The following is a 21,199-nucleotide window of genomic DNA, read 5'->3' on the forward strand; positions in this document are numbered from 1 at the left end:
CAGAGCAATCAAAAACAGAAACTTCCCAAAGTATTTCATGCGCGTAGTATTTTTTTTTTGAAATATAGTTTTTATTGAACAAAAAAGACTGCAAAGGCCCTAAAAACCTAACGTAGGCAATCAAGTTTGCGATTTACACACTTTCTTTCTGACCTAAATATCAGATTACTATATTTGTGTTTCAAATAAAATCCTCTTTCAATGAAACCATTCTTCTTATCCATATTGCTTTTTGTATTGCTGCCATTGTATTCGATCGCCCAGGAACAGGTTACTAAAAAACCGAAGTTGGTGGTGGGCATCGTGGTAGATCAAATGCGACAGGAATATTTTTACAAATTTGAAGCACGCTATTCAGATGGCGGTTTTAAAAGACTGATGAAAGAAGGTTTTATGATGAAAAATGCCCATTATAATTACATACCAACCTATACAGGCCCAGGTCATGCCTCCATTTACACTGGGACCACGCCGGCGACACACGGCATAATTGCGAATAATTGGTATGTCAGGGATTTGGGAAGGATGATTTATTGTGCAGAAGACAGTACAGTGACCGCAGTGGGAGGCTCAGCATCCAGTGGTAATATTTCACCAAGGAACATGTACACCACTACCATATCAGACGAATTACAATTTGCAAGCAATAAAAGAGCGAAAGCAGTGGGCATAGCTATCAAAGATCGGGGGGCGGCCCTTCCGGCAGGACATTTGGGCGATGCTTACTGGTTTGACAGCAAAACCGGAGAGTTTATGACCTCTACTTACTATTATGATGCATTACCAAAATGGGTCAAAGCATTCAATAAGAGAAAGTTGGCTGAAAAATACCTTTCAGGGAAATGGGAGCCCTTATTTCCTATCGAAACTTACATACAGAGCATTGCAGATGACAATCCTTTCGAAGGTCCCTTTATCGGGATGGAGACCACCGCGTTCCCATACGATCTTCCTGCATTGATGGAAAATAATGACAACTTTGGCCTAATTTCTACTACACCTTTTGGAAATACACTGACACTGGATATGGCTTATGCAGCTCTTGAAGGGGAACAATTGGGCAAAAGAGGTGAAACTGACCTTTTGGCCATCAGTTTTTCTTCCCCAGACTATATTGGGCATCGATTTGGCCCTACTTCAGTAGAACTTGAAGATAATTACCTGAGATTAGACAGAGAACTTGAAGCATTTTTTGATCACCTGGATAAGGAATATGGAAAAGATGAATACCTGGTGTTTTTGACAGCAGATCATGCTGTGGCAGACATTGTGGATTACATGTTAAGTGAAAATGTACCGGCAGGAAACTTCAATACCCGATTTATTCTTACCCAAATGAGGGGTTTCTGCATTGTAAGTTATGGAGAAGGAAACTGGATCAGTAGCTTTACCAATGAACAGGTTTTTATCAATCATGAGCTGGCCAAAGAAAAAGGAGTTGCAGTGGAACAGATTCAAAGAGAGCTAGCAGCATTCCTTCTACGATTTGATGGCATCAAGGAAGTGTATACCGCCACCGATATGCGGAGAATGGATTATGTAACTGGAAGGAAGCAACTGCTCCAAATGGGCTATAACCACAAGGCCTCGGGAGATTTATTGCTGATATTAGAACCTGCTTGGCTGAGCAGCTCCTGGAGAGGTACTACGCATGGTACAGGTTATACATATGACACCCATGTACCTATTATTTTTATGGGGTGGAACATTCCTCAGGGTGAAAGCTCCCGATATGCCACTGTAACAGATATTGCTCCTACACTTTCTATGTTGCTCAACATTCGCTTACCTAATGGCGCTACAGGCCAACCGATTTTAGAAATACTTCCATAAAAAAAGCCGGCATTAAAGCCGGTTTTTTTCTTTAATCCCTACTCTTTCCAACTCAAGGGATAGTCAGGATCCACAAAGTTTAATCCCTGTGTTGTTACAGATAATGGCTTAAATGTATCCAACATAACGGCATATTCATGGGTTTCTTTGGCGCCAATTGACTTTTCTACTGTCCCTGGATGCGGCCCATGCGGTAATCCTCCCATATGGATGGTAAATGACCCCCTATCGATTCCTTTTCTGCTCATGAATTCCCCCTCTGCATAATACAGAACCTCATCAGAATCAATGTTGCTGTGGTTATAAGGCGCGGGAATGGCCAAAGGATGGTAATCAAATAACCTAGGCACAAATGAACAGATCACAAATCCCCATGCCTGAAAAGTCTGATGTACCGGTGGTGGCTGATGGATACGCCCTGTAATGGGTTCAAAATCATGAATAGACATCGCATAAGGATATAAGAAACCGTCCCAACCTACGATATCCAAGGGACTGTGCCCATAAGTATAAGGATGCAACATACCTCCTTTTTTAATCTGAACCAGGAATTCTCCTTTTTCAGATTCAGTCACCAAGTCACCTGGAGGGCGAATATCCCTTTCACAATATGGGGAGTGTTCCAAGAGCTGTCCCAACTCATTCCTGTATCTTTTTACAGTCTCAATTGGCCCTTGGGATTCAATGACCAAAAGCCTCAAAGGCCCGGTTTCTTTCCACTCAAAGCGATAAATAGTAGTTCTGGGAATAACAATGTAATCACCTTTACGGACTTCTAATTTACCAAACTGGGAATACATCACGCCTTCTCCATCATGCACATAAATCAATTCATCCCCATCAGCATTTTTGAAGTAAAAATCCATTTTTCTGAGCTCGGGTGAACAAATGCCCATCATGACATCATTGTTCATCATCAGCATCTTTCTTGCACTCAGGTAGTCTTTTCCTGTAGTAGTCACTCCTGAGGTTTTCAAGTGGGTCTGCTTTAATCCGTACTCCTTTGCAGGTTCCCAGTTAAATGGAGTGGGTTTACCTATATCCAATACATTATTGGGATTATGGATATGATAAAGGTTGGAATAAATACCGGAAAAACCTTTAGAACTTACCAACTCCTCTTTGTAGAGGCTGCCGTCAGGCTGTCGGAATTGGGTATGTCTTTTAGGAGGAATATTACCTAATCTGAAATAGTATGCCATGCTTCTGTTATTTGGGTTTACGTCAACAAATTTAATGAATTGTCCCTGTCTTTATTACTAACTGGCCAAAAACGTCTTAGGTTACATGGGCAATTCCAATATCCAACTTTCCAATGGAGCCAAGTCAACCCTTAAACGACCTTTTCCATCTTCAATTTCAAGCTTTGTTTTATGCTTTCCATACAGCTTTTCTTCCAGGTCAAATGATCCCCCGGAGAGCTTCCAGACCAAAATTAGCTCATTAGGAATCTCTAATTCAAAACCAAAAGTATCCGTTGCATCAAAATTGCTTACTACCAAAAGGCGCTGCTGATCGGACCATCGTACATAAGAAAATACCTTGTCATTATACCATTCTGTATGCTGTCTGTTATGGCTGTGGATTTCCTGATACTCCCCCATCAATGCGGGGCTATTCAAGGTCAAATTCAGTAGTCTTCGGTAAAAATCCCTTAAGGCTTTTTCCTCTTCTGAGAGCTGCCCACCATCAAATTCAACACCGTTCATCCATTTTTGATGATTGGGTACACCGATATAATCAAATATCGAAGTCCGTGAAGGTTTACCAAATCCAGCATCTTCCTCTCCTGGCTCGCCAACTTCCTGGCCAAAATAGATCATCATAGGTCCCTGATCAATGGTGGAAGATATCACTGCCGCAGGCTTGGCTTTTTCCGCTTTCCCCGCGAATTCCGGGCTGGCAATCCTTTGCTCATCATGGTTTTCCAAAAAATGAAGCATGTGTCTACCAATATCCGCCAATCCAGCTTGAATGGGAATGATATTGTCCGTTGACCCCTTGCCCTGAATGATATTCTTGAGTGTATCATACAACTCGACTTTATCATAGAGGTAATCCATTTTGCCCAGGTGGATATAGTCCCGATAGGCCTTGGGGTTGTAAATTTCTGCCAATAAGAACGCTTCAGGGTTTTTCATTTTGATGGCCGAATTCATATAAGACCAAAACTCCACTGGAACCATTTCGGCCATATCATAACGGAAACCATCCACTCCCTTGTCTATCCAAAATAGTGCGATGTCTTTGAATTTTTTCCAGGAACTGGGAACCTCTTGATCCTTCCAATATTTATAATGCGATTGAAAATCTTCGCCTTCAAATTCAGCTGGCAATGCAGGAAAATCCTTGCTTCCATCTGGTTTGACGCCATAGTTCACTTTTACGGTTTCATACCAATCATAAAAATGCGGTTGTGGGTCTCTGCTTCCATTACCTGTCCATTTGGCTGGGTTTTCATCAAATTTTCCATCAGCCAATGGGTGTTGCTCTCCTCCTATAGGTTTATACCCATCTAAAGGGGCGGGTACCTTAAAAGGCTCTCCTGGGATATAATAAAAATTATTATCTCTTTGGTATTCTACAGAAGTATCGTCCTCAGCTCCAAAATCAAGGACTCCCATTGGATTATTTAAGCCTTCATACCTTCTGGCCACATGGTTGGGCACAATATCGATAACCACCTTCATCCCATGTTGATGGGTCCTGGCTATCAAAGCCTCAAACTCCTGCATTCTATTGGCGGGATCTACCGCTAGGTCCGGATTGACCTGGTAATAATCTTTTACTGCATAAGGCGAACCTGCACGTCCTTTTACTACATCCGGGTCATCATTGGAGATCCCATAGGCCGTGTAATCCCTGATGACGGCATGATGCGGAACCCCAGTGTACCAAATGTGGGTCACCCCCAGATCTCTTATTTCCTGAAGGGCTTTGTCCGTAAAATCATTGAATTTTCCGACACCATTTTCTTCCAAGGTTCCCCAGGGTTTATTGGTCGTGTTGGTGTTGCCAAAAAGACGGGGAAAGACTTGGTAAACGACAATTTTGTGTGGTTCTTCCATGGTTGGTTCTGGAGCGGTTGAATTATTGTCACAGCTGTAAAGCATGGATGCGCATACTGCCGATAATAAAAAGAGCAATTTTTTCATAGGTTAAATATAAAAAATGTTGCTGGGATAGAATATATAATGTTAGTTCTTGTATGAAATCCACCAATTCACATTTGTAGCTTTTAATATTCTTGCTTTACATTAGCTGTAAATTTTTTCCCTATTCCTAACAATAGACCGGCAATCCCCATAAAGACTAGGGCTAGTATACAAAAATTTGTAATTAACTGAGCAACGCTGATGACATTCAAATCCACAAATGGATAAGGATAAAATCCTGAAATCTGCCCATGAATTACAGTGTATACAAAATATACCAGCGGATAAATCAGCCAATAAGGGATTTGTTTCCATTCAACTGCTTTCTTGTCCTCAAAAAGCCCCCAAAATACTAAAGCCAATACAGGATTTAGAGAATGCAATAATTCATCAGTAAAGCGGGCTATTCCCTGCGGATTCCAAATACCCCTCAAGACAAACTGATACACCAATCCAACCACTAAAATATATACCGTGATGGCAGTCAATGTTCCGGGTTTTTTCCAGATTTTCCCACTGTCATGCAAATGCCCATGGACTTGAGAACTGAAATAAAGTGCCAATAGGGTATTGGTGAGGACAGTAAAATAGCTAAAAAACCGAAGTGTGGCAGTCCCAAGCGTAAATGGGGTGGATTCCAGCATTACCCAATACTGTATGGTAACTGCAGACCAAGTAATGAAGGCGAAGATATAAGCCAAGTTTTTTTTCATAAATCATGTAGTAGTCGGTAGACAAACACTGTAGAGCGCTTCAACAAATCTGGATACTCCTTCATGTTGATGGTCTCTGCAGGGGAATGGGCACCCGTACCCGAAGCGCCAATACCATCGATGCAATCCAGATATTCTGCTATATAAGATATATCTCCCGCACCTCTGGATCCTGGGTCGCCTGCCTTCACTTCACCAAATCCCAAATCCTGACTTACCCCATCCAAAACTTTGACCAAAGCCAAATTCCCCTCAGTAGGGGGCATGGATGGAATCCCATCTTTAAATTCAATGTCGGCTGTGGTTCCATTGAGGTTTGCAGCAACAATTTTTCTCATCTTCTCTCTGGCAGCTTCTTTTTGGGGCTCCCCCAAAAACCTTAAATCTCCCGTTACAAAAGCCTCTCTGGCAACAATATTGGTTTTACCTAAAGCCTTACCTTCCCCTGAAAGCTTATCGTAACTGATGTCTGAACCACCAATAAACTGTCCTGGATTAAAGGTAAGATATTGTTCACCTGCCAATTCTTCTCTAAACTGGTTCAATATTCTAACTGCCTCGTAAATGGCCCCATATCCAACCGTCTCTCTGAAAACAGCAGAGGAATGCACCTGCCTTCCACTGGTTTTTAAAGTCCAACCACTCGCTCCTCTTCTGGCCACAGTGGCAATATTGAATCCTTGGGCAGTTTCATATCCCAATGCAAAATCATGTTGTTTGGCCCTTTCCACAAAATCCAACCTACTGACCCAACTTGGGTCTCCTGCATTTTCTTCATCCCCTGTAAAATACACAGTAATGGTTTTATCCTCCAATAAACCCAATTCATCCAATGCTTTTAAAGTGGCAAATATCATCACATTACCCCCCTTCATATCATTCACTCCTTGTCCCTTAGCCGTATTTTCATCCACAAAGGTGAAGGGATAGAAGGGCATATCTTTTTCAAATACCGTATCCAAATGACCAATGAAAAATAGTTTCTTTCCACTATTTCCCTTTTTGGTGGCCACAAAATGCCCTGCCCTTCTCAAGGAATCCGGCAAAGTAATCCATTCTGTTTGAAAGCCTATTTTGACAAATTCCCTTTCAAAAACCCTTCCAACATCCCGTACTCCTTGCAGGTTGAAAGTCCCCGAATTGATATTGACCGTTTCCTCCAGCAAGGCCAATGTTGCTGTGTAGTTCTTATCAATCAGTTCTATTAATTTTTTCTCCGTATCACTAAGCTGCTGGGCAAATGCACTGGTGCTCAGACATATAAAGAATACAAGTAATTTGATTTTCATGATCAGCTATCATTTAAATTTTATTTTTAAGGAATTTAGCACTTTTTTTGAAGATGGAAATTGTATTGATTGCCTGACTTTCTTAAATATCAACCTAAATAGGCATAAACAAGAGGCAGTTTTGAGAGTTCAACATATAAATAATTTTCCAAATTTAAATTGCATAAAAAATAAGAAAACAAAATTCAGAGAATCCGTTACATAGTTATAAACTTAATTGAATCCATCCAAAGATGAAAAATAACGCATTAATCGTGCTTTTAATGGGGGTTTCCCTGGCTTTTTTGGCTTCTTGTTCGGGAGAAACAGAAAGTCTGACTATTCGTTCTCCCGAATTACGCTTGTCCGCAGAAGGACCACTTTTTGAGGGGGCGAACACCGCTACTGCATCTTGGGAATTTATACTGGCAGACCTAATCGGTGATACCGAAGAAGGAAAAGTGAGTATTAAAAATGCCAAACTCACTCAAGTGGAAATTTTATTACAAGAAAGAGAGGACTTACCCAATGTTGAAAAAATGGTCTTCGAGATGACCTCAAAAAACACCCCTATGACCAGAGTAGGTTTGTATGAAGGGAAGATTGAACCAGGAAAAACTTTTAAGCTGAGCTTGGCCGACAAACAGGAGAAACTTGCATCTGCATTTGAGGATGGAAAAATCACTTTTGTTGGAGATTTTGACCTTTTGGAAGAGGAATACTGGGAAGATATCCACTTCAGCTTAAATGCGATATTTGAATTGGAAATTAAAAAATAAACCTAAAATCATAAAATATGAGAAAGCTACTGTTAACCTTAGGATTCTGCCTGACGGCAATCTTTGTCTTTGCTCAAGATGCTGATGGTATTGTCGGTGTCTGGGAACCAGGACATGGGAAAGCAAGGGTGAAAATAGATAATATTGATGGCAAATATTATGGAAGGATTGTCTGGTTGAAAGAACCCAATGACCCTGAAACAGGAGAAGCCAAAACAGACGTCAATAACCCTGATAAAAGTATGGCGAATGTACCGCTTAGGGGATATAGAATCCTGAAAGACTTTGAATACAAGGGAAATGGAGAATGGGCAGAAGGCACCATTTATGACCCGGAAACAGGAAACACTTACAGTTCTGTGATTACTTGGAAGGACGAAAACACCTTGGATATCCGTGGGTATGTTGGCGTAAAAACGTTTGGCAGGTCTGATACTTGGAGAAGACTTAAGGTAAGGTAACTATTTGGTATTGATGAAAAAATCAACTTGGATTTTACTCCCGCTTCTATTCGTTTTTCCTCTTTTCAGCATTGCCCAAGATGAAGATGATGAGGATTGGAGCATGTATGATGATTTGGAACTTGTAGATGAAGGTGACATCAAGCGCTATGCGAAGCCTACGATTGTAGGTTTGAGCCCCACCCGATTTCTAAGTGTATCATTTGATATGCAAACACCTTACACCATGAACCTATCCGCAGCAAGGTTTCCAGTCAGTCAGGGTACCGGCTGGGGTGTAGATGAAGCTGCTCCTATCAGCGAATCAGGCAGGGTCAATTTTACAGGCGGCATGCGTTTTAATTCCAACATTCCCATCATCTCTAAAAGTAACCTGGTTTGGCAAAGTGGTTTGAACTACATGCGGGTGGGTTATAACATTACTGATATAGAAGCGGATGGAAATGCTTCGGGATTAACAAGCATTCTCAATGAAAATGGATTGAACAACCTCAATTGGACCAATACTTTTTTCGTTCCCATTAGCGAGGAAAACTTCTTTATTTTCCAAGGTTCTTTGGACATGAGCGGAGATTTTGGTTTTTCTCTACAACCCTTCAATACTATTCGCTGGAGCCTTGCGGCTGTGTATGCCAAGAGGGTAAGTGAAAGAAAGAGATGGGGTTTGGGACTGGCCAGAACATACAGGGTAGGTAATCTGAATTATGTGCCTGTAGTGATGTATGATGTTACGAGTGCAGATAGGAAATGGGGGACAGAAATCCTTTTTCCGGCAAGGGCACATGGACGATACAACTTTAGCAAAGATGCCTTATTGTTGTTTGGTTATGAACTGGAAGGCCAAAGTTACAGGATCAATGATTTTTCAGCGGGGAACAACAGTTATGAAATCAGAAGGGGCGAACTCCGTCCAAGGATAGAGCTGCAAAGAAAAATCTCAGGACCCTTCTGGGCACATTTTCAAGCAGGTTATAGGATGGATTGGACCTTCAATGCCGATGAACTTTCGGGCAGCCGGGAGTTTTTTAGGGGGTTCTTTGGAACACAGGATTATGGTATGGTCAATAATCTGACCAATACAGTATATTTCAACATAGGCATCAGTTTTGTGACCTTGTAACAAGTGCTATGCCCAATTAAAAAAGGCTGCTCACGAAATTGGGCAGCCTTTTTTTATGTAAATATTTTATTTTCAAGAATTTGATCTCTTCAAACTTCCGCCTAAATTGCAGTTTATAAAAAAAAAATATGAAAAAACTTGTTAGCTTTTACCTCACCATGTTATTGGTGGTTTCCCTAGGGGTCTTTACTTCCTGTGGGGAAAAAGATGAGCCTGTACTTTCTCCCATAATTGGAGTCTGGAACTATAGTGCGTTAGATGTGGATATTTTTATCAATGGACAACCAATGGTACAATTTTTTGAAGCTTTGGGTGCAACTTCCGAGGAAGCACAGCAGGCAGCTGATGAAATAAGGAATGATTTTTTTTCTAACGAAGATTTTGCAGGTACTGTTTTGGAATTTAAAGTTGATGATACTTACGAAATCAGGATTGACGGTCGGTTAGACGAATCCGGAACTTGGGAATTATTGAATGGAAATTCACTCTTGAGACTGACATCAGGGGAAGACGTTACGGATTTTGATGTAAGGCGATTGACAAATAATCAATTGACCATTTTCTTGGAAGAGGAAGAAAGTGAGGATTTCTTTGGAATCGGATTACCTGTATTGGTCAAACTTCAATTAGAACTGAGCTTTGTAAAATAAATCCTAAGGAATAAAACTTTTTATTCCACAGTAATATTTGTAAACCAGATAAAACGCAGCCCTGCTGCGTTTTTGTGTTCTGTGGCAAATTTTACTCCTTGAAATTCCTTTTCATTTTCCCAAGTAAAGGCATTGCCATCGGGACCATTCCCTCTCCTGAACACCCATTCTTTGATAAAGTAATTTTCATCCAGATAAAGATCATAGGCGTCACCGGGAGTATATCCGTCCTCATTATTATAAACTACAATCATTTTGGTAGAAATTTCCCCTGAAATGGGTGCCGGAACTGCCTCTTCTACAGAATAGGAATATCCCTCATCCCAAACCAATTGGAAAGGATACATCAACCAATATTTATCATTGATAAAGCCTTTATCAGCTGGAGGCATCTCATCGGCGTTTAAATCCAAACTGTAGGTATAACTCGTATCTGCATCTGCATAATAAACAGTACGTTCTTTGATATTCCATTTCCAGTCCCGTGTGACTACTTTTTCGGGCTCAACTTGGACATTCCAGGTGTAAGCAATGGATTTCAATGCTTCAAATTGGTCAAAACCATAGGCTTCCGCCACTTTCATAGGCAGAGAAGCTTCTTCAGTCTTGGTTCCACAAGAGAAAAGGACCAATAAGCCAATTAATAAGGAGAGAATTATTTGATTTTTCATGGATTGAGCGTTTAAAATATGAGGAAATTACAATTTGGTAATAATAAAAGCGTCTCTTTGGTCAAGTTTTGTTATTTGACCATTGATAAAACTTTCTGCGTTCGAGTACCCTATAGCATGGGCTTATCAAGGGAATCCATCTATTGGCAATTAATCCCCATCTAAATAGAAGAGATGGGTATATGCGTTTTTTATTTTTAGCTACCCCTTTCAGAATAAGTTCCGCTACCCTTTCCGAGGACTGTACAGGGTATGCTTTAGGGATATTTTTACCAGCTTTTTTAAAGAAATCAGTCTCCGTAGCGGCAGGGTATACCAGCGTAAGCCAATCCCCATCACCTTCTGCCCAAATACCTGCTGCCAATTGGTGGATAGCTGCTTTACTTGCGCTATAAACGGCATAGCCTGGCACAGCCCAATAAGATACAGCCGAAGCAGTAACTACCAATCGAAAGGCAATACCCTGTCTTTTTCTCAAGGCTCTCGCTGTCAGAAATGGTACCGTAACATTGATCCGGAAAATATCCTGAAGCTGCTCCTCCGAAACCTGATGCCATGATCCATAAGTCCCAAACCCTGCATTGGCAAAGTAAATATCCACCTTTTCCCATAACTCAAAGGCTCTATCCATGACTTTTTCCACCGCTCCATCTTCCAATAAATCTGCTTCTTGTATGGATATATTAGGATATAGATGCTGCAATTCCAACAAACCTTTGAAATGAATATCCACTGCCAAAAGCGAATTATCTTGGGACAGCCTATCAACCAGTGCCCTTCCAATTCCAGAGGCCGCCCCGGTAATTACGATATTTTTATCTTTGATGCTCATGGACCTGTTGTGCTATTGGAAAATGCATGGTAAAAGGATTGACCTTAAAACTAAGCAGTGGTTTGACCTGAGAGATATCAGGAAAACGATCTGAATCAACTCTGATTTTTTCTATTTTGGCCAATTTTGCCCAACCGGAACCTTTGGGGTCAGTATGAAATTCCTTGCCTCCCAAAAACTGTTGAAGCCTGATGGGCAGCAAGCGGGTGGTGGCTGGAAAAGGGATGCCTCTTGTCTTGATTTTACAGAACAAAATGGGTTTATCTTCCGGACCAATGCCAATGGTATCCACATTATCTCCCGAATGCCAAATCATAGGAACGGTTTCCTTTGGTATTCCCCAATTGTACCTTCCATTTTCGGTACTCGCCTCCGAATCCACAAATATATGAGAAATGGACTGCCTTTTTTGCAGCCCATATTTCCCCGGAATTATCAGAAGCTCCTTATAGGGTCCGACAGGCGACTCATGGTAATTGACCAACATGACAAATCCCAAACCTCCCCTGTAAACCTCAGATGAATTTAAATTCCACAATCCGCTTTTCTTTAACCAGTCTTTTTTGAAGTTAAACACCATAATGATGCCTTCACCATTTAATGTCCAAGGAGCAGGAAAATGAGGCTCAGGTTTAATTAAATTTACCACATTAAAGCTGTTTTCTTTTCGAAAATATATAATCAGTGGATGCTACCTCAATCCCTGCATCTTTGAGTTGAATGATCACCTGTCCCCGGTGGTAAGTACTGTGGTTGACTACATGAAACAAAATTTCCTGGATTGAATTGGTGAATTGATGACCTTGGTTATTTGTATATGGGACAATTAAAGAAAGGTCGGATTTACCTAACAAATACATGGACTTTTGAAATTCCTCATCGTTATAGTCCGTTAACTTTTGAGTGGAAGCAGGCTCCCAAAGTTCAAAGTGAACAGAACTGACTCCCTCTATTCGGTTATTCCAAATTTTTTGGGCCACAAGGATGTGATTGGCAGTAGCAAGACATTTCTCCGGAATCTTTACTCCGCTTCTTTCCATTATGGCAATCATCGTCTGATTACTATGATGGGTATAGGTCAATAAATCTCGAAATAGTGTTTTCATAAAAGCTATCAATAAGGAGATGGACTAATACTGGTCCACCCCCCATCAATGATCAGGTGTTGACCTGTGATGTGTTTGGCTTCGTCAGAAACCATAAACACTGCTGCCGAAGCAACATCCTTCACACTTGCCGGCCTTCCCATAGGGGTAATTGCAGACCAGGTTTTTTCATATTCGTTGTCCATCGCGGTTCTATTGGTCAGGGTAGCTCCAGGGGCAATCGTATTGACATTGATACCGTACGCTGACAGTTCAATAACAAGGTTCTTTGCCAACATTTCAATACCAGCTTTACTCATGGCATAGGCTGCCAAATGCTTATGGGCCTGATGTGCAGTCACTGAAGAAGTAAACAACAATGATCCCCCTGTACTTTGCTTTTTCATCAACTGCGCAGCGGATTGGGCGAGAAGGAAAGTCCCTCCCATATTGACACGCATCACCTCCATAAAATCCTGATGTTCATAATCCCAAAAATCACCAAATAAGGTTATTCCTGCATTGGCAATGGCAATATCCAGCCTCCCGAATTCATTTGCTGCAAACGCTGTCATTGCAAGGACATCTTTCTGATTCCCGGAATCTCCAGATATCCCCAGTACTTTGCCTTTAGCTGTTTTTAAGAGTGCCTTGACTGCATCCTCAGTCAGACTTTTCTCTATATCATTCACGATCACATGGTGACCTTTTGCAGAAAGCAACCTGGCCATTTCAAGGCCTATGCCCTGTCCGGCACCTGTAATTAAAGCTACTTTGGACGGTATATTCATCACTTTTTTAATGGGAATCTCTTTTTACTTCAGGGCCAGAAGCTCCCCTCAAAAAATCAAAATCAACACCTTCATGCGCCTGGGTAACATTTTGAATAAATAAATTTACATAGCCCCTATCGTAACCTAGAGCCAGGGGTTGGAAGGTTGCCCTTCTTTTTTCGAGTTCTTCCTCTGAAACCTCCAGGTTAAGAGAACGGTTGGGTACATCCAAAACGATCCAGTCCCCGTTTTGGACCAATGCCAGGTTGCCACCTACAGCAGACTCAGGGGAAACATGCAATACGACAGTTCCAAATCCCGTCCCACTCATTCTTCCATCTGAAATTCTTACCATATCTGATATTCCCTGTGCCAAAATTTTGGCCGGTAAAGCCATGTTACCTACTTCAGGCATCCCTGGATAACCTTTAGGTCCCACATTCTTCAGTACCAATACCGATTCCGGACTGACATCCAATTCGGGATCATCAATCCTTTTCTTATAATCATCTATGTCTTCAAATACCACAGCCTTTCCCCTGTGTTGCAAAAGAGCAGGTGTCGCTGCCGAGGGTTTTAATACCGCGCCAGCTGGACAAAGATTCCCTTTCAATACTGCAATACCAGACTCTGGCTTAAAAGGTTGATTCATGGTACCGATTACCTCTCTGTTATAGCATTCTGCCTGAGAAAAATTTTCTCCTAAAGTTTTTCCATTGACAGTAATGGCATCTTTATGTAGAATCCCGCTGATTTCCTTCATTACAGCAGGAAGTCCACCTGCATAAAATAGATCCTCCACAAAATGCTCTCCTGATGGCTGAATATTGGCAATCAAGGGGATATCGGTAGAAAATTTATCAAAATCTTCAATATCCAGATCTACCCCAATTCTCCCTGCTATGGCCAATAAATGGATGATGAAATTCGTAGATCCTCCCAAAGCAGCATTGACCATGATGGAATTTTCAAAGGCCTTTCTGGTCAAAATATCCGTCATTTTGAGATCTTCTTTGACCATCTCAACAATACGCATCCCTGCTAAGTGTGCCAATACTTTCCTTCTGGAATCAGCTGCTGGAATAGTGGCATTATCGGGAAGTGCCAACCCAAGTGATTCCACCATAGCTGCCATGGTAGAAGCAGTACCCATAGGTGCACAATGTCCTCTGGAACGGGACATAGCAGCTTCTGCTGCTACAAAATCTTCCTCGGATAACTCTCCTTTTTTATATTGCTCTGCAAAGCGCCAAACATCAGAAGTACCTATCTTTTTGCCTTTAAACCAGCCTGCCAACATCGGACCGCCAGATACTACCATTGTCGGCAAGTTCACACTTGCCGCTCCCATAACAAGTGAAGGTGTAGTCTTATCGCAACCGCAAAGCAAAATCACCCCATCCATGGGATTGGCCCGAATACTTTCCTCCACATCCATACTGGCCAGGTTCCTGAACAGCATGGCAGTAGGCTTGATCGAGCATTCTCCTAAAGACATCACAGGAAATTCCAATGGAAAACCACCTGCTTCCCAAACGCCTCTTTTAACGGCCTCTGCCAATTCCCTGAAATGGGCATTGCAGGGAGTCAACTCGGAATAGGTATTGCAAATTCCAATTACCGGTTTTTCTCCTTCAAACAAATGATGGGGTAGTCCTTGGTTTTTCATCCATGACCTGTAAATAAAACCGTCTTTGCCTTTACGGCCATACCATTCCTGGCTCCTTAACTTTTTTTCTTTCATAGCAATAGGTTTGATTGGGTTCAAAATTCGATCAGAATTTAGTAAATCTTTTGGGGAATAATGAATCAAAAAAGGAAAATGTGAAGGATGGCCTAAAATCCTTAGGAGACAATGGGATTATAGCTCAGAAATTGACCTCCACCCAATTGATTGTACTCCGGAACAAGTACAGGAAAAAATAAATCCAGTGATAAAGTAGATAATTTCCTAACTTTAAAACATTAATCTCAAATGAATTGGGCTTCATAAAAAGTTTTATCATTACAGATCAAAAAGACCTGGCACATGTTTGTTTTAGACAAAGAAAACAGTATCGCTCTTCAATTTCTTTCAGAAATCAGGGATATTCATATCCAGCATGACCGATTAAGATTTAGGAAAAATTTGGAACGCCTTGGAGAAATCATGGCATATGAAATTTCCAAAAGTCTGGATTACAAGGAATCTTCTGTACAAACACCACTGGATAAAACCCAATCCTACAAACTGAAAGAAAATCCGGTACTTATAAGTGTACTCAGGGCTGCTGTACCATTTTATATGGGTTTCTTAAACTATTTTGATCAAGCTGACAGCGGTTTTGTAGGGGCTTACAGAAAGGCAGAAAAATCCGGTGACAAAGAGGTGGAAATTGATTTCCTTTACCAGGCTGCCCCAAGCATTGAAGGAAAGGATGTAATTTTGATTGATCCCATGCTGGCCACTGGCAAGTCATTTGTCAAAACTGTAGAAAATCTACTTGCCAACGGAAATCCAAAAATGATCCACATTGCCTGTGTTATAGCAGCCCCAGAAGGAATTGCTTACATACAAAACAATGTTCAGATTCCATATAAAATATGGACAGGGGCATTGGATGAAAAGTTGAATGATAAGTTTTACATTGTCCCAGGACTAGGGGATGCAGGGGATTTGTGTTTTGGCGATAAAATTTAAGGTAAATGGTCTATGGATTGCTGATTCTCGGACTGCTGATTTTGCTGGCAGGAGGCAAATACCTTGTAGATGGTGCTTCTGCACTCGCTGCCCGCTTTGGACTCAGTGCGGGACTGATCGGTCTGACGGTAGTGGCTTTTGGAACCTCAGCCCCTGAATTATTGGTCAGCATTAACGCTGCATTAAAGGGAAACAGTGACATAGCAATCGGAAATGTAATCGGATCCAATATTTCCAATATCACGTTGGTTCTTGGAATCAGTGCCATCTTGTATCCCATATCTATTTACAGATCTGTACTCAAGTTGGATTATCTCGCCACCTTGGTAAGCTCATTGTTGTTTTACTTACTTGCCCTTAATGGGGTGATCAGCAGGCTTGAAGGCGGAATCTTATTTGCGCTCATGCTGGCCTTGAATTTCTACTTCTTCAAAAAACTAAGCGGCAAGGAAACAGAAGATTCAGAGGAACAACAGATTCTTAAAAAACAACCCCTTTGGAAGGCAGTAGGCCTCTTGGTCATTGGTGTAGGAGGTCTTTATTACGGGTCCGACTTATTTGTAGACAATGCTGTTGAAATTTCTGAAATTTTCGGTGTAAGTGAAAGAGTTATTGGCGTAACGGTCATCGCTGTTGGTACGAGCTTACCTGAATTGGTTACCTCTGTCATCGCTGCCATCAAAAAAGAAACCGATATTGCCATAGGGAACATTCTGGGAAGCAATATCATGAACATTCTGTCTATTATTGGTATTACAGCCATGATTAACCCAATAGCTGTGTCAGAGGCCTTCCTTAATCAGGATTTTCTCTGGATGTTGGGTTTTACAGTGCTTTTGTTCCCGATTTTACGAACAAAATTAAGGATTTCGAGGTGGGAAGGACTTATTCTTTTTCTCTTTTACTGTGTGTACATTTATACCATATTGTAATGGAATACCTATTTAAATTCATCGCTATTTGGTTTGCCTGTTTATTTAAATTCATTGCAGGCCCCATATTGGGTTCCGCTGCAAATTATAGTCTTTTGGAAATAGTTTTGGTAACCTTGGCAGGAATGATGAGTTCTGTAGCCATGGTCACTTTTTTGGGAGAATGGTTCAAGTCGCACTGGTCCCTAAAGGTATCCGAAAAAAAATTTACCAAAAAAAACCGCCGGATCGTCAAAACTTGGCAAAAATTTGGTCCCGCTGGAGTTGCAGCAATTACTCCCCTCATCCTGACACCAATCGGAGGTTCCATCATTTTGACAGCATTTAATGTCAGGAGAAGAAAAATTATGGCTTATATGCTTTTGAGTGGGTTTATCTGGTCACTGGTTTTGGGAGGCTCTATCCATTGGTTGCTCTCTATCCCCTTCTTTGATTTTTTACTCCGGTAAGGTTTCATCGGGTAAAATTTCTATATCCTGGATCAGTACCTTTTTGGCGATTTCTTGACCTGTCAGGGTGGCAGCCAAACCTCCCATGGCGGTCTCTTTGTATCTGGATTCCATACTGGATCCGATTTCCCCCATTGCCTCTATACATTCATCTACAGGAATCACAGCACTCACCCGCGCGAGGGCAATTTGTGCCGAACTATTGGCTATAGCAGCTGCACTGGCATTCCTGACCACGCAGGGAATCTCAACAAGTCCTGCCACCGGATCGCAGACCAGACCCAGCATACACTGGATGGTAATGGCCACAGCATTGAAGACCTGATCCACGTCACCACCCAAACAATGTACAATTGCACCGGATGCCATGGCCGCTGCTGATCCAGTTTCTGCCTGACAGCCACCCACTGCTCCTGCAAGACTGGCTTTTTCTTCAATGATCAAGGCTATTCCAGCTCCTACCAATAAGCCTTTCAAGATCTCCCGGTCGGACAATCCATGTATTTCCTGTAAGGTATACAAAGTGCCTGGCAAAATACCGGAGGCTCCAGCTGTGGGTGCAGCGACTACCCTTCCCATACAGGAATTGACTTCTTTGGCAGCAAGTGCTCTTGCAATCAGTTTCTGAAATTCAGCTGACAATACGGCCAAAGGATATTGATATACTTTCTTAGCGCCATTATTGATCATTCCTGAACGGGACACCATATCCTCTTGAAGACCTGTTTCCACCGCGTCCTTCATCACCGTGTAAGCTTTTTGCAGCCCTCCCCAAATGGCCTCTTCCGTTTTCCCCTTTTGGACGATCTCATATTCTATCACACTGTCATATAAGCTCATCTGCTTACTTTCGCAATAGGCTTTCCAGCCACTAAAGCTTTCGAAAAGATAACTCATGGTCAGATTTGGGTTTATTGTTCATGCAATTTGGTCAAAACTGTTGCATAAAGCAAAAACCTTTACTGAAGCTTTTATTGGCTGCAATGATTAACCTGAGATATGCACAATTTTTACCTTCATCCTGACTGGTTCAAATGGTCTCGCCACCTGAGGAATATAATTTTGAAAAAAAAGATCTCTCCTTATCTGGAAAGGAAAAACCTGCGTAGTCTTACCAAAAGCCAAATATGAAGGTGCAATGATCTCTAACTCTGCTCCCTTCTTTAAGCCACCCAATGAAAGGTCTAAAAATTTAAGATTACCCGTTCGATCCAAACCATATTGAAAAGGATTGGATTCTGAGGTGATTTCTGAAATGGTTTCTTCTTCTCCCAACTGAAACAATTCAAAAGTAAAAAAGATCACATTCTCAGCAGTGGCAGAAGGACTTTCCGGATCTCCTTCATCGAGCATTTTTAAATAAAAACCATCAGGGTTTTTCTCAAAATTTTCCAGTTCATTTTCCATTAAATAACTGAGAATAATTTCGTCTTCGACTTCCGGAAGTTCATCTTCAGAAAAGATTTTAGCGTACTTGACCCTTATGTTAAGATTGGCATTAGGAGGAATCAACTGTTGGAAGCTGTAATCCCGATAGGCCAAATAAGAAGGGACATATAAATTGATTACTTCTCCCTCACGGGCCAAACCTGCGGCAAAATTCATAGCTCTGGGAACAAGTCCTCCTTCACTGTGAGAAAATATCCTTGGGGGAAGGTTTTCATCAAAATAGCGCTCAATCAACTGTCCTTCCAAGGTTCTGATTTCATAATAGACCCCGAGAACATCACCATTTTCAATCTGTTCTGCTTCTTCATGAACAGACTCCTTGATAAAAAAATAACCCAAGGCTGTTTCGACTGCTTCCAGATTATTCCGTTGAAGAAATTCCTTGACCAACCTATCATCTCTTTCTATGGCCCGTTCCAAATCAGATTCCAACCCACTTAAACAACTGCTCAAGATTGACAAAAACAAAACTGCCAATATTATCTTGCTAATCCTCATATTTTTCGTGCTATTTTTTTATTTGAAAATTCATCCTCAAATTCAATCCTCCGATTGAAAACTGTTGTCCTAAAAAGGTCTGACTTCCCAGAGAAGTTTTATAAAATGGTTCAATCGAAATAAAAGTGCCATTTTTGAGTCCATATTCATATCCAATTCCAAAATTAACCAACTGACCGACAGTTTCATTTCCCGAAAGTTCTTCTGGCCTAACGGTTTGGCTAAAACGCTGAACAGCACTTTGCCCAGACTGTGAGCTAAAAGCACCCAAATTGGCTACATTGAAGGTAGTCACATTCCTTTGGTTAAGGAAAACCATATTGGAAATACCTGAAAGGACATAAAGACCAGAGGTCTTGCTTTGAAGAATGCTATACTTGAGATTGATGGGTATTTCTAATTGTCCAAAGCGGAACTCATTGCTACTATTGATGATATTATTGCTCATTGAAGATAGACGGTCTGCCGCTGTAGTCTCGACATTTGCCATGAGAAAAGCGTCCAGGTTATTTCCAGGATTTAAATTTTGGCTGGCATAGGCCATGCCTATGTCTATTTTAAGCCTTTTCGACAATGGAATTTCAGATACCAAACCTGCTCCAAGATTCAGGGATTGGTTGGAACTGTTCGTGGACTGTGGGATCAACATCAATCCCAATTTTACCGGATTTTCTTTTTCAGTGGTCTTTTGTACTTCTTCCCCCTTACCTTCATTCAGCCATTGCAAAATGGCAGCAGTAGCTTCTTCTTCATTCATCGTGATCAGGGGCTTTTCAGGCACTGCGGTGAAGTTTGTTTGCAACGTGTAATTGACAGCAAGAGAATCGGCTTTCTCATTTATGGGTTGCATTATTTTCTCTGGCATCTGGGCTTCAGCCAAGATGAATTCGGGAATCCTGATTGTTTCTAAATCTTGTGCAGACTTTTTCTCAGTATTTGACAATTCCGGAATCGGAGAAAAGGCGGGTTGAGGCTCTTTTTCTTCTTCTGAATTTCCTGATAAGCCTATTCCATCGGATTCAGAAAAACCCAAAGAATCGGAAATTATAGGATTTTCATTTGAAGTCAGCTGTGACTGTAAAGGAGCACTATCATTTTTAGAAGATAGTATCCAATAAAAAAGCGCCGAAAAACCAAGAATGAGGGCTAAAGCCGCAGCCCGCAAAAACCATGGTCTATCCATTAACCCTTTCTTAGGTTTGAAATAAGCAGCAGCAAGCTTGTCCCAAGCCTTGGGGTCATAAGGCTCCTCGTAATGCCTAAAGGAGTCCTTGATTTTTTCCGACAGTTTTTTATCGAACTGCGCCTTCATTTTTTATCTGATTGATTTCCAATACTTTTTCTCTTAATTTTTGCTTAGCCCTGGCCAAATAAGTTCTTGACGAGCTGGCAGGAATGCCCAATTTTTCAGCAATTTCATTGTGGGCATAGCCCTCTATTTCATACATATTAAAGATTACTCTTAAGATTTCTGGGAGACCTCTTAACATGGACAGAATATCCTCATGGGATAACTGACTGATAATTTCCGGATCATGGCTCTCTGCTTGGGCATTTTCTATGTCCATCACAGCAAAGTGTTTCATGTTCTTCCGATAATAATCAATGGAAGTATTCACAAGAATTTTTCTAAACCATGCTTTAAATGAGTGGCTTTCATCATGCTGAGCCAGTTTATCAAAAACCTTCATAAAACTATCATTGATAATTTCACAGGCCTCTTCTCTGGAATTGGAATAGCGCAGGGCGATACTCATGGCATAGCCATAGAAATGCCTGTAAAGCATTTCCAGAGACTTGGCGTCTCCGTTCTTGGCTTTTTGAATGAGCAGTTTTTCCAATCTGAATTTA

General features: G+C 41.3%; 22 protein-coding genes. 8 read left to right on the forward strand and 14 right to left on the reverse strand.

All coding sequences use genetic code 11. The annotated features are described in order from the left end of the window. Positions 1–201 precede the first annotated feature (201 nt). Positions 202–1,833 (forward strand): alkaline phosphatase PafA, encoded by a 1,632-nt coding sequence (gene pafA / locus QZT73_RS06910; protein ID WP_291780414.1) that lies wholly within the window; start codon positions 202–204, stop codon positions 1,831–1,833. A gap of 38 nt (positions 1,834–1,871) precedes the next feature. Here pafA and QZT73_RS06915 read toward each other — a convergent pair whose 3' ends face one another. The 4 genes from QZT73_RS06915 to QZT73_RS06930 form a co-directional block, all read right to left on the reverse strand. Further along, entirely contained in the window at positions 1,872–3,035 is a 1,164-nt protein-coding gene (locus QZT73_RS06915; RefSeq protein ID WP_291787368.1) for a homogentisate 1,2-dioxygenase, read from the reverse strand. Between the two features lie 81 nt (positions 3,036–3,116). Beyond that, positions 3,117–4,988, reverse strand: a complete 1,872-nt coding sequence (locus QZT73_RS06920) for an alpha-amylase family glycosyl hydrolase (RefSeq protein ID WP_291787369.1) — start codon at positions 4,986–4,988, stop codon at positions 3,117–3,119. An 83-nt stretch (positions 4,989–5,071) separates the two neighbouring features. Next, positions 5,072–5,701 carry a Pr6Pr family membrane protein gene (locus QZT73_RS06925; protein WP_291787371.1) on the reverse strand — a complete coding sequence of 210 codons (630 nt, stop codon included), beginning with the start codon at positions 5,699–5,701 and terminating at the stop codon, positions 5,072–5,074. Further along, positions 5,698–6,990: a M20/M25/M40 family metallo-hydrolase gene (locus QZT73_RS06930; protein ID WP_291780406.1), complete on the reverse strand. Its 1,293-nt coding sequence runs from the start codon at positions 6,988–6,990 to the stop codon at positions 5,698–5,700. The genes QZT73_RS06925 and QZT73_RS06930 overlap by 4 nt, the downstream gene beginning before the upstream one ends. 233 nt (positions 6,991–7,223) lie before the next feature. Between QZT73_RS06930 and QZT73_RS06935 the strand changes: the two genes are divergently transcribed. The 4 genes from QZT73_RS06935 (at position 7,224) to QZT73_RS06950 (ending at position 9,979) form a co-directional block, all read left to right on the forward strand. Next, positions 7,224–7,748 carry a hypothetical protein gene (locus QZT73_RS06935; RefSeq protein WP_291780403.1) on the forward strand — a complete coding sequence of 175 codons (525 nt, stop codon included), beginning with the start codon at positions 7,224–7,226 and terminating at the stop codon, positions 7,746–7,748. Positions 7,749–7,765: 17 nt separating this feature from the next. After that, a complete protein-coding gene (locus QZT73_RS06940; protein ID WP_291780401.1) occupies positions 7,766–8,209 on the forward strand; it encodes a DUF2147 domain-containing protein in 444 nt (147 codons plus the stop codon). Positions 8,210–8,222: 13 nt separating this feature from the next. Beyond that, positions 8,223–9,329: a DUF6268 family outer membrane beta-barrel protein gene (locus QZT73_RS06945; protein ID WP_291780398.1), complete on the forward strand. Its 1,107-nt coding sequence runs from the start codon at positions 8,223–8,225 to the stop codon at positions 9,327–9,329. Between the two features lie 128 nt (positions 9,330–9,457). Continuing rightward, entirely contained in the window at positions 9,458–9,979 is a 522-nt protein-coding gene (locus tag QZT73_RS06950) for a hypothetical protein (RefSeq protein ID WP_291787374.1), read from the forward strand. Between the two features lie 20 nt (positions 9,980–9,999). Here QZT73_RS06950 and QZT73_RS06955 read toward each other — a convergent pair whose 3' ends face one another. The 6 genes from QZT73_RS06955 to QZT73_RS06980 all read right to left on the reverse strand — a co-directional run bounded on the left by QZT73_RS06955 (position 10,000) and on the right by QZT73_RS06980 (position 15,084). Next, positions 10,000–10,650 carry a hypothetical protein gene (locus QZT73_RS06955; RefSeq protein ID WP_291787376.1) on the reverse strand — a complete coding sequence of 217 codons (651 nt, stop codon included), beginning with the start codon at positions 10,648–10,650 and terminating at the stop codon, positions 10,000–10,002. Positions 10,651–10,711: 61 nt separating this feature from the next. Then, a complete protein-coding gene (locus tag QZT73_RS06960) occupies positions 10,712–11,482 on the reverse strand; it encodes an SDR family NAD(P)-dependent oxidoreductase (RefSeq protein WP_291780391.1) in 771 nt (256 codons plus the stop codon). Then, entirely contained in the window at positions 11,466–12,131 is a 666-nt protein-coding gene (locus QZT73_RS06965; protein ID WP_291787378.1) for a hypothetical protein, read from the reverse strand. The genes QZT73_RS06960 and QZT73_RS06965 overlap by 17 nt, the downstream gene beginning before the upstream one ends. 1 nt (position 12,132) lies before the next feature. Continuing rightward, the gene (locus QZT73_RS06970; protein ID WP_291780385.1) at positions 12,133–12,588 is read right to left on the reverse strand and encodes a DinB family protein; all 456 of its coding nucleotides are present in this window, start codon (positions 12,586–12,588) and stop codon (positions 12,133–12,135) included. Positions 12,589–12,596: 8 nt separating this feature from the next. Then, the gene (locus QZT73_RS06975; RefSeq protein WP_291787381.1) at positions 12,597–13,358 is read right to left on the reverse strand and encodes an SDR family oxidoreductase; all 762 of its coding nucleotides are present in this window, start codon (positions 13,356–13,358) and stop codon (positions 12,597–12,599) included. A 7-nt stretch (positions 13,359–13,365) separates the two neighbouring features. Further along, a complete protein-coding gene (locus tag QZT73_RS06980; protein WP_291780371.1) occupies positions 13,366–15,084 on the reverse strand; it encodes an IlvD/Edd family dehydratase in 1,719 nt (572 codons plus the stop codon). Between the two features lie 285 nt (positions 15,085–15,369). Between QZT73_RS06980 and upp the strand changes: the two genes are divergently transcribed. The 3 genes from upp to QZT73_RS06995 are packed head-to-tail and all read left to right on the forward strand — an operon-like array spanning position 15,370 to position 17,401. Beyond that, positions 15,370–16,020 carry a uracil phosphoribosyltransferase gene (upp, locus tag QZT73_RS06985; protein WP_291780368.1) on the forward strand — a complete coding sequence of 217 codons (651 nt, stop codon included), beginning with the start codon at positions 15,370–15,372 and terminating at the stop codon, positions 16,018–16,020. Positions 16,021–16,025: 5 nt separating this feature from the next. Continuing rightward, a complete protein-coding gene (locus QZT73_RS06990; protein ID WP_291787383.1) occupies positions 16,026–16,952 on the forward strand; it encodes a calcium/sodium antiporter in 927 nt (308 codons plus the stop codon). After that, positions 16,952–17,401: a hypothetical protein gene (locus tag QZT73_RS06995; RefSeq protein ID WP_291780362.1), complete on the forward strand. Its 450-nt coding sequence runs from the start codon at positions 16,952–16,954 to the stop codon at positions 17,399–17,401. The genes QZT73_RS06990 and QZT73_RS06995 overlap by 1 nt, the downstream gene beginning before the upstream one ends. On the opposite strand, the gene sdaAA is transcribed toward QZT73_RS06995, so the two are convergent. The 4 genes from sdaAA to QZT73_RS07015 form a co-directional block, all read right to left on the reverse strand. Beyond that, positions 17,390–18,298: an L-serine ammonia-lyase, iron-sulfur-dependent, subunit alpha gene (sdaAA, locus tag QZT73_RS07000; protein WP_291780359.1), complete on the reverse strand. Its 909-nt coding sequence runs from the start codon at positions 18,296–18,298 to the stop codon at positions 17,390–17,392. The two genes, QZT73_RS06995 and sdaAA, sit on opposite strands and share 12 nt — an antisense overlap. A 90-nt stretch (positions 18,299–18,388) precedes the next feature. Further along, positions 18,389–19,303: an FKBP-type peptidyl-prolyl cis-trans isomerase gene (locus QZT73_RS07005; RefSeq protein ID WP_291787385.1), complete on the reverse strand. Its 915-nt coding sequence runs from the start codon at positions 19,301–19,303 to the stop codon at positions 18,389–18,391. 55 nt (positions 19,304–19,358) lie between these two features. Further along, positions 19,359–20,660 (reverse strand): outer membrane beta-barrel protein, encoded by a 1,302-nt coding sequence (locus tag QZT73_RS07010; RefSeq protein ID WP_291787387.1) that lies wholly within the window; start codon positions 20,658–20,660, stop codon positions 19,359–19,361. After that, a complete protein-coding gene (locus QZT73_RS07015) occupies positions 20,641–21,189 on the reverse strand; it encodes an RNA polymerase sigma factor (protein WP_291780352.1) in 549 nt (182 codons plus the stop codon). Before QZT73_RS07015 ends, QZT73_RS07010 begins: the two co-directional genes overlap by 20 nt. Positions 21,190–21,199 lie beyond the last annotated feature (10 nt).

Origin of the sequence: Cecembia sp., from assembly GCF_007126775.1 — a bacterium.
Taxonomy (GTDB): Bacteria; Bacteroidota; Bacteroidia; order Cytophagales; family Cyclobacteriaceae; genus Cecembia.

Excerpts from the sequence above, each read along its gene's own strand:
- QZT73_RS06950 (WP_291787374.1), top strand. The coding sequence starts at position 9,458 with ATGAAAAAACTTGTTAGCTTTTACCTCACCATGTTATTGGTGGTTTCC.
- QZT73_RS06920 (WP_291787369.1), bottom strand. The coding sequence starts at position 4,988 with ATGAAAAAATTGCTCTTTTTATTATCGGCAGTATGCGCATCCATGCTT.
- QZT73_RS06930 (WP_291780406.1), bottom strand. The coding sequence starts at position 6,990 with ATGAAAATCAAATTACTTGTATTCTTTATATGTCTGAGCACCAGTGCA.
- QZT73_RS06940 (WP_291780401.1), top strand. The coding sequence starts at position 7,766 with ATGAGAAAGCTACTGTTAACCTTAGGATTCTGCCTGACGGCAATCTTT.
- sdaAA (WP_291780359.1), bottom strand. The coding sequence starts at position 18,298 with ATGAGTTATCTTTTCGAAAGCTTTAGTGGCTGGAAAGCCTATTGCGAA.
- QZT73_RS06980 (WP_291780371.1), bottom strand. The coding sequence starts at position 15,084 with ATGAAAGAAAAAAAGTTAAGGAGCCAGGAATGGTATGGCCGTAAAGGC.
- QZT73_RS06935 (WP_291780403.1), top strand. The coding sequence starts at position 7,224 with ATGAAAAATAACGCATTAATCGTGCTTTTAATGGGGGTTTCCCTGGCT.
- QZT73_RS06975 (WP_291787381.1), bottom strand. The coding sequence starts at position 13,358 with ATGAATATACCGTCCAAAGTAGCTTTAATTACAGGTGCCGGACAGGGC.
- QZT73_RS06925 (WP_291787371.1), bottom strand. The coding sequence starts at position 5,701 with ATGAAAAAAAACTTGGCTTATATCTTCGCCTTCATTACTTGGTCTGCA.
- QZT73_RS06955 (WP_291787376.1), bottom strand. The coding sequence starts at position 10,650 with ATGAAAAATCAAATAATTCTCTCCTTATTAATTGGCTTATTGGTCCTT.
- upp (WP_291780368.1), top strand. The coding sequence starts at position 15,370 with ATGTTTGTTTTAGACAAAGAAAACAGTATCGCTCTTCAATTTCTTTCA.
- QZT73_RS06960 (WP_291780391.1), bottom strand. The coding sequence starts at position 11,482 with ATGAGCATCAAAGATAAAAATATCGTAATTACCGGGGCGGCCTCTGGA.
- QZT73_RS06995 (WP_291780362.1), top strand. The coding sequence starts at position 16,952 with ATGGAATACCTATTTAAATTCATCGCTATTTGGTTTGCCTGTTTATTT.
- QZT73_RS06915 (WP_291787368.1), bottom strand. The coding sequence starts at position 3,035 with ATGGCATACTATTTCAGATTAGGTAATATTCCTCCTAAAAGACATACC.
- QZT73_RS06970 (WP_291780385.1), bottom strand. The coding sequence starts at position 12,588 with ATGAAAACACTATTTCGAGATTTATTGACCTATACCCATCATAGTAAT.
- QZT73_RS07010 (WP_291787387.1), bottom strand. The coding sequence starts at position 20,660 with ATGAAGGCGCAGTTCGATAAAAAACTGTCGGAAAAAATCAAGGACTCC.
- QZT73_RS06990 (WP_291787383.1), top strand. The coding sequence starts at position 16,026 with ATGGTCTATGGATTGCTGATTCTCGGACTGCTGATTTTGCTGGCAGGA.
- pafA (WP_291780414.1), top strand. The coding sequence starts at position 202 with ATGAAACCATTCTTCTTATCCATATTGCTTTTTGTATTGCTGCCATTG.
- QZT73_RS06945 (WP_291780398.1), top strand. The coding sequence starts at position 8,223 with ATGAAAAAATCAACTTGGATTTTACTCCCGCTTCTATTCGTTTTTCCT.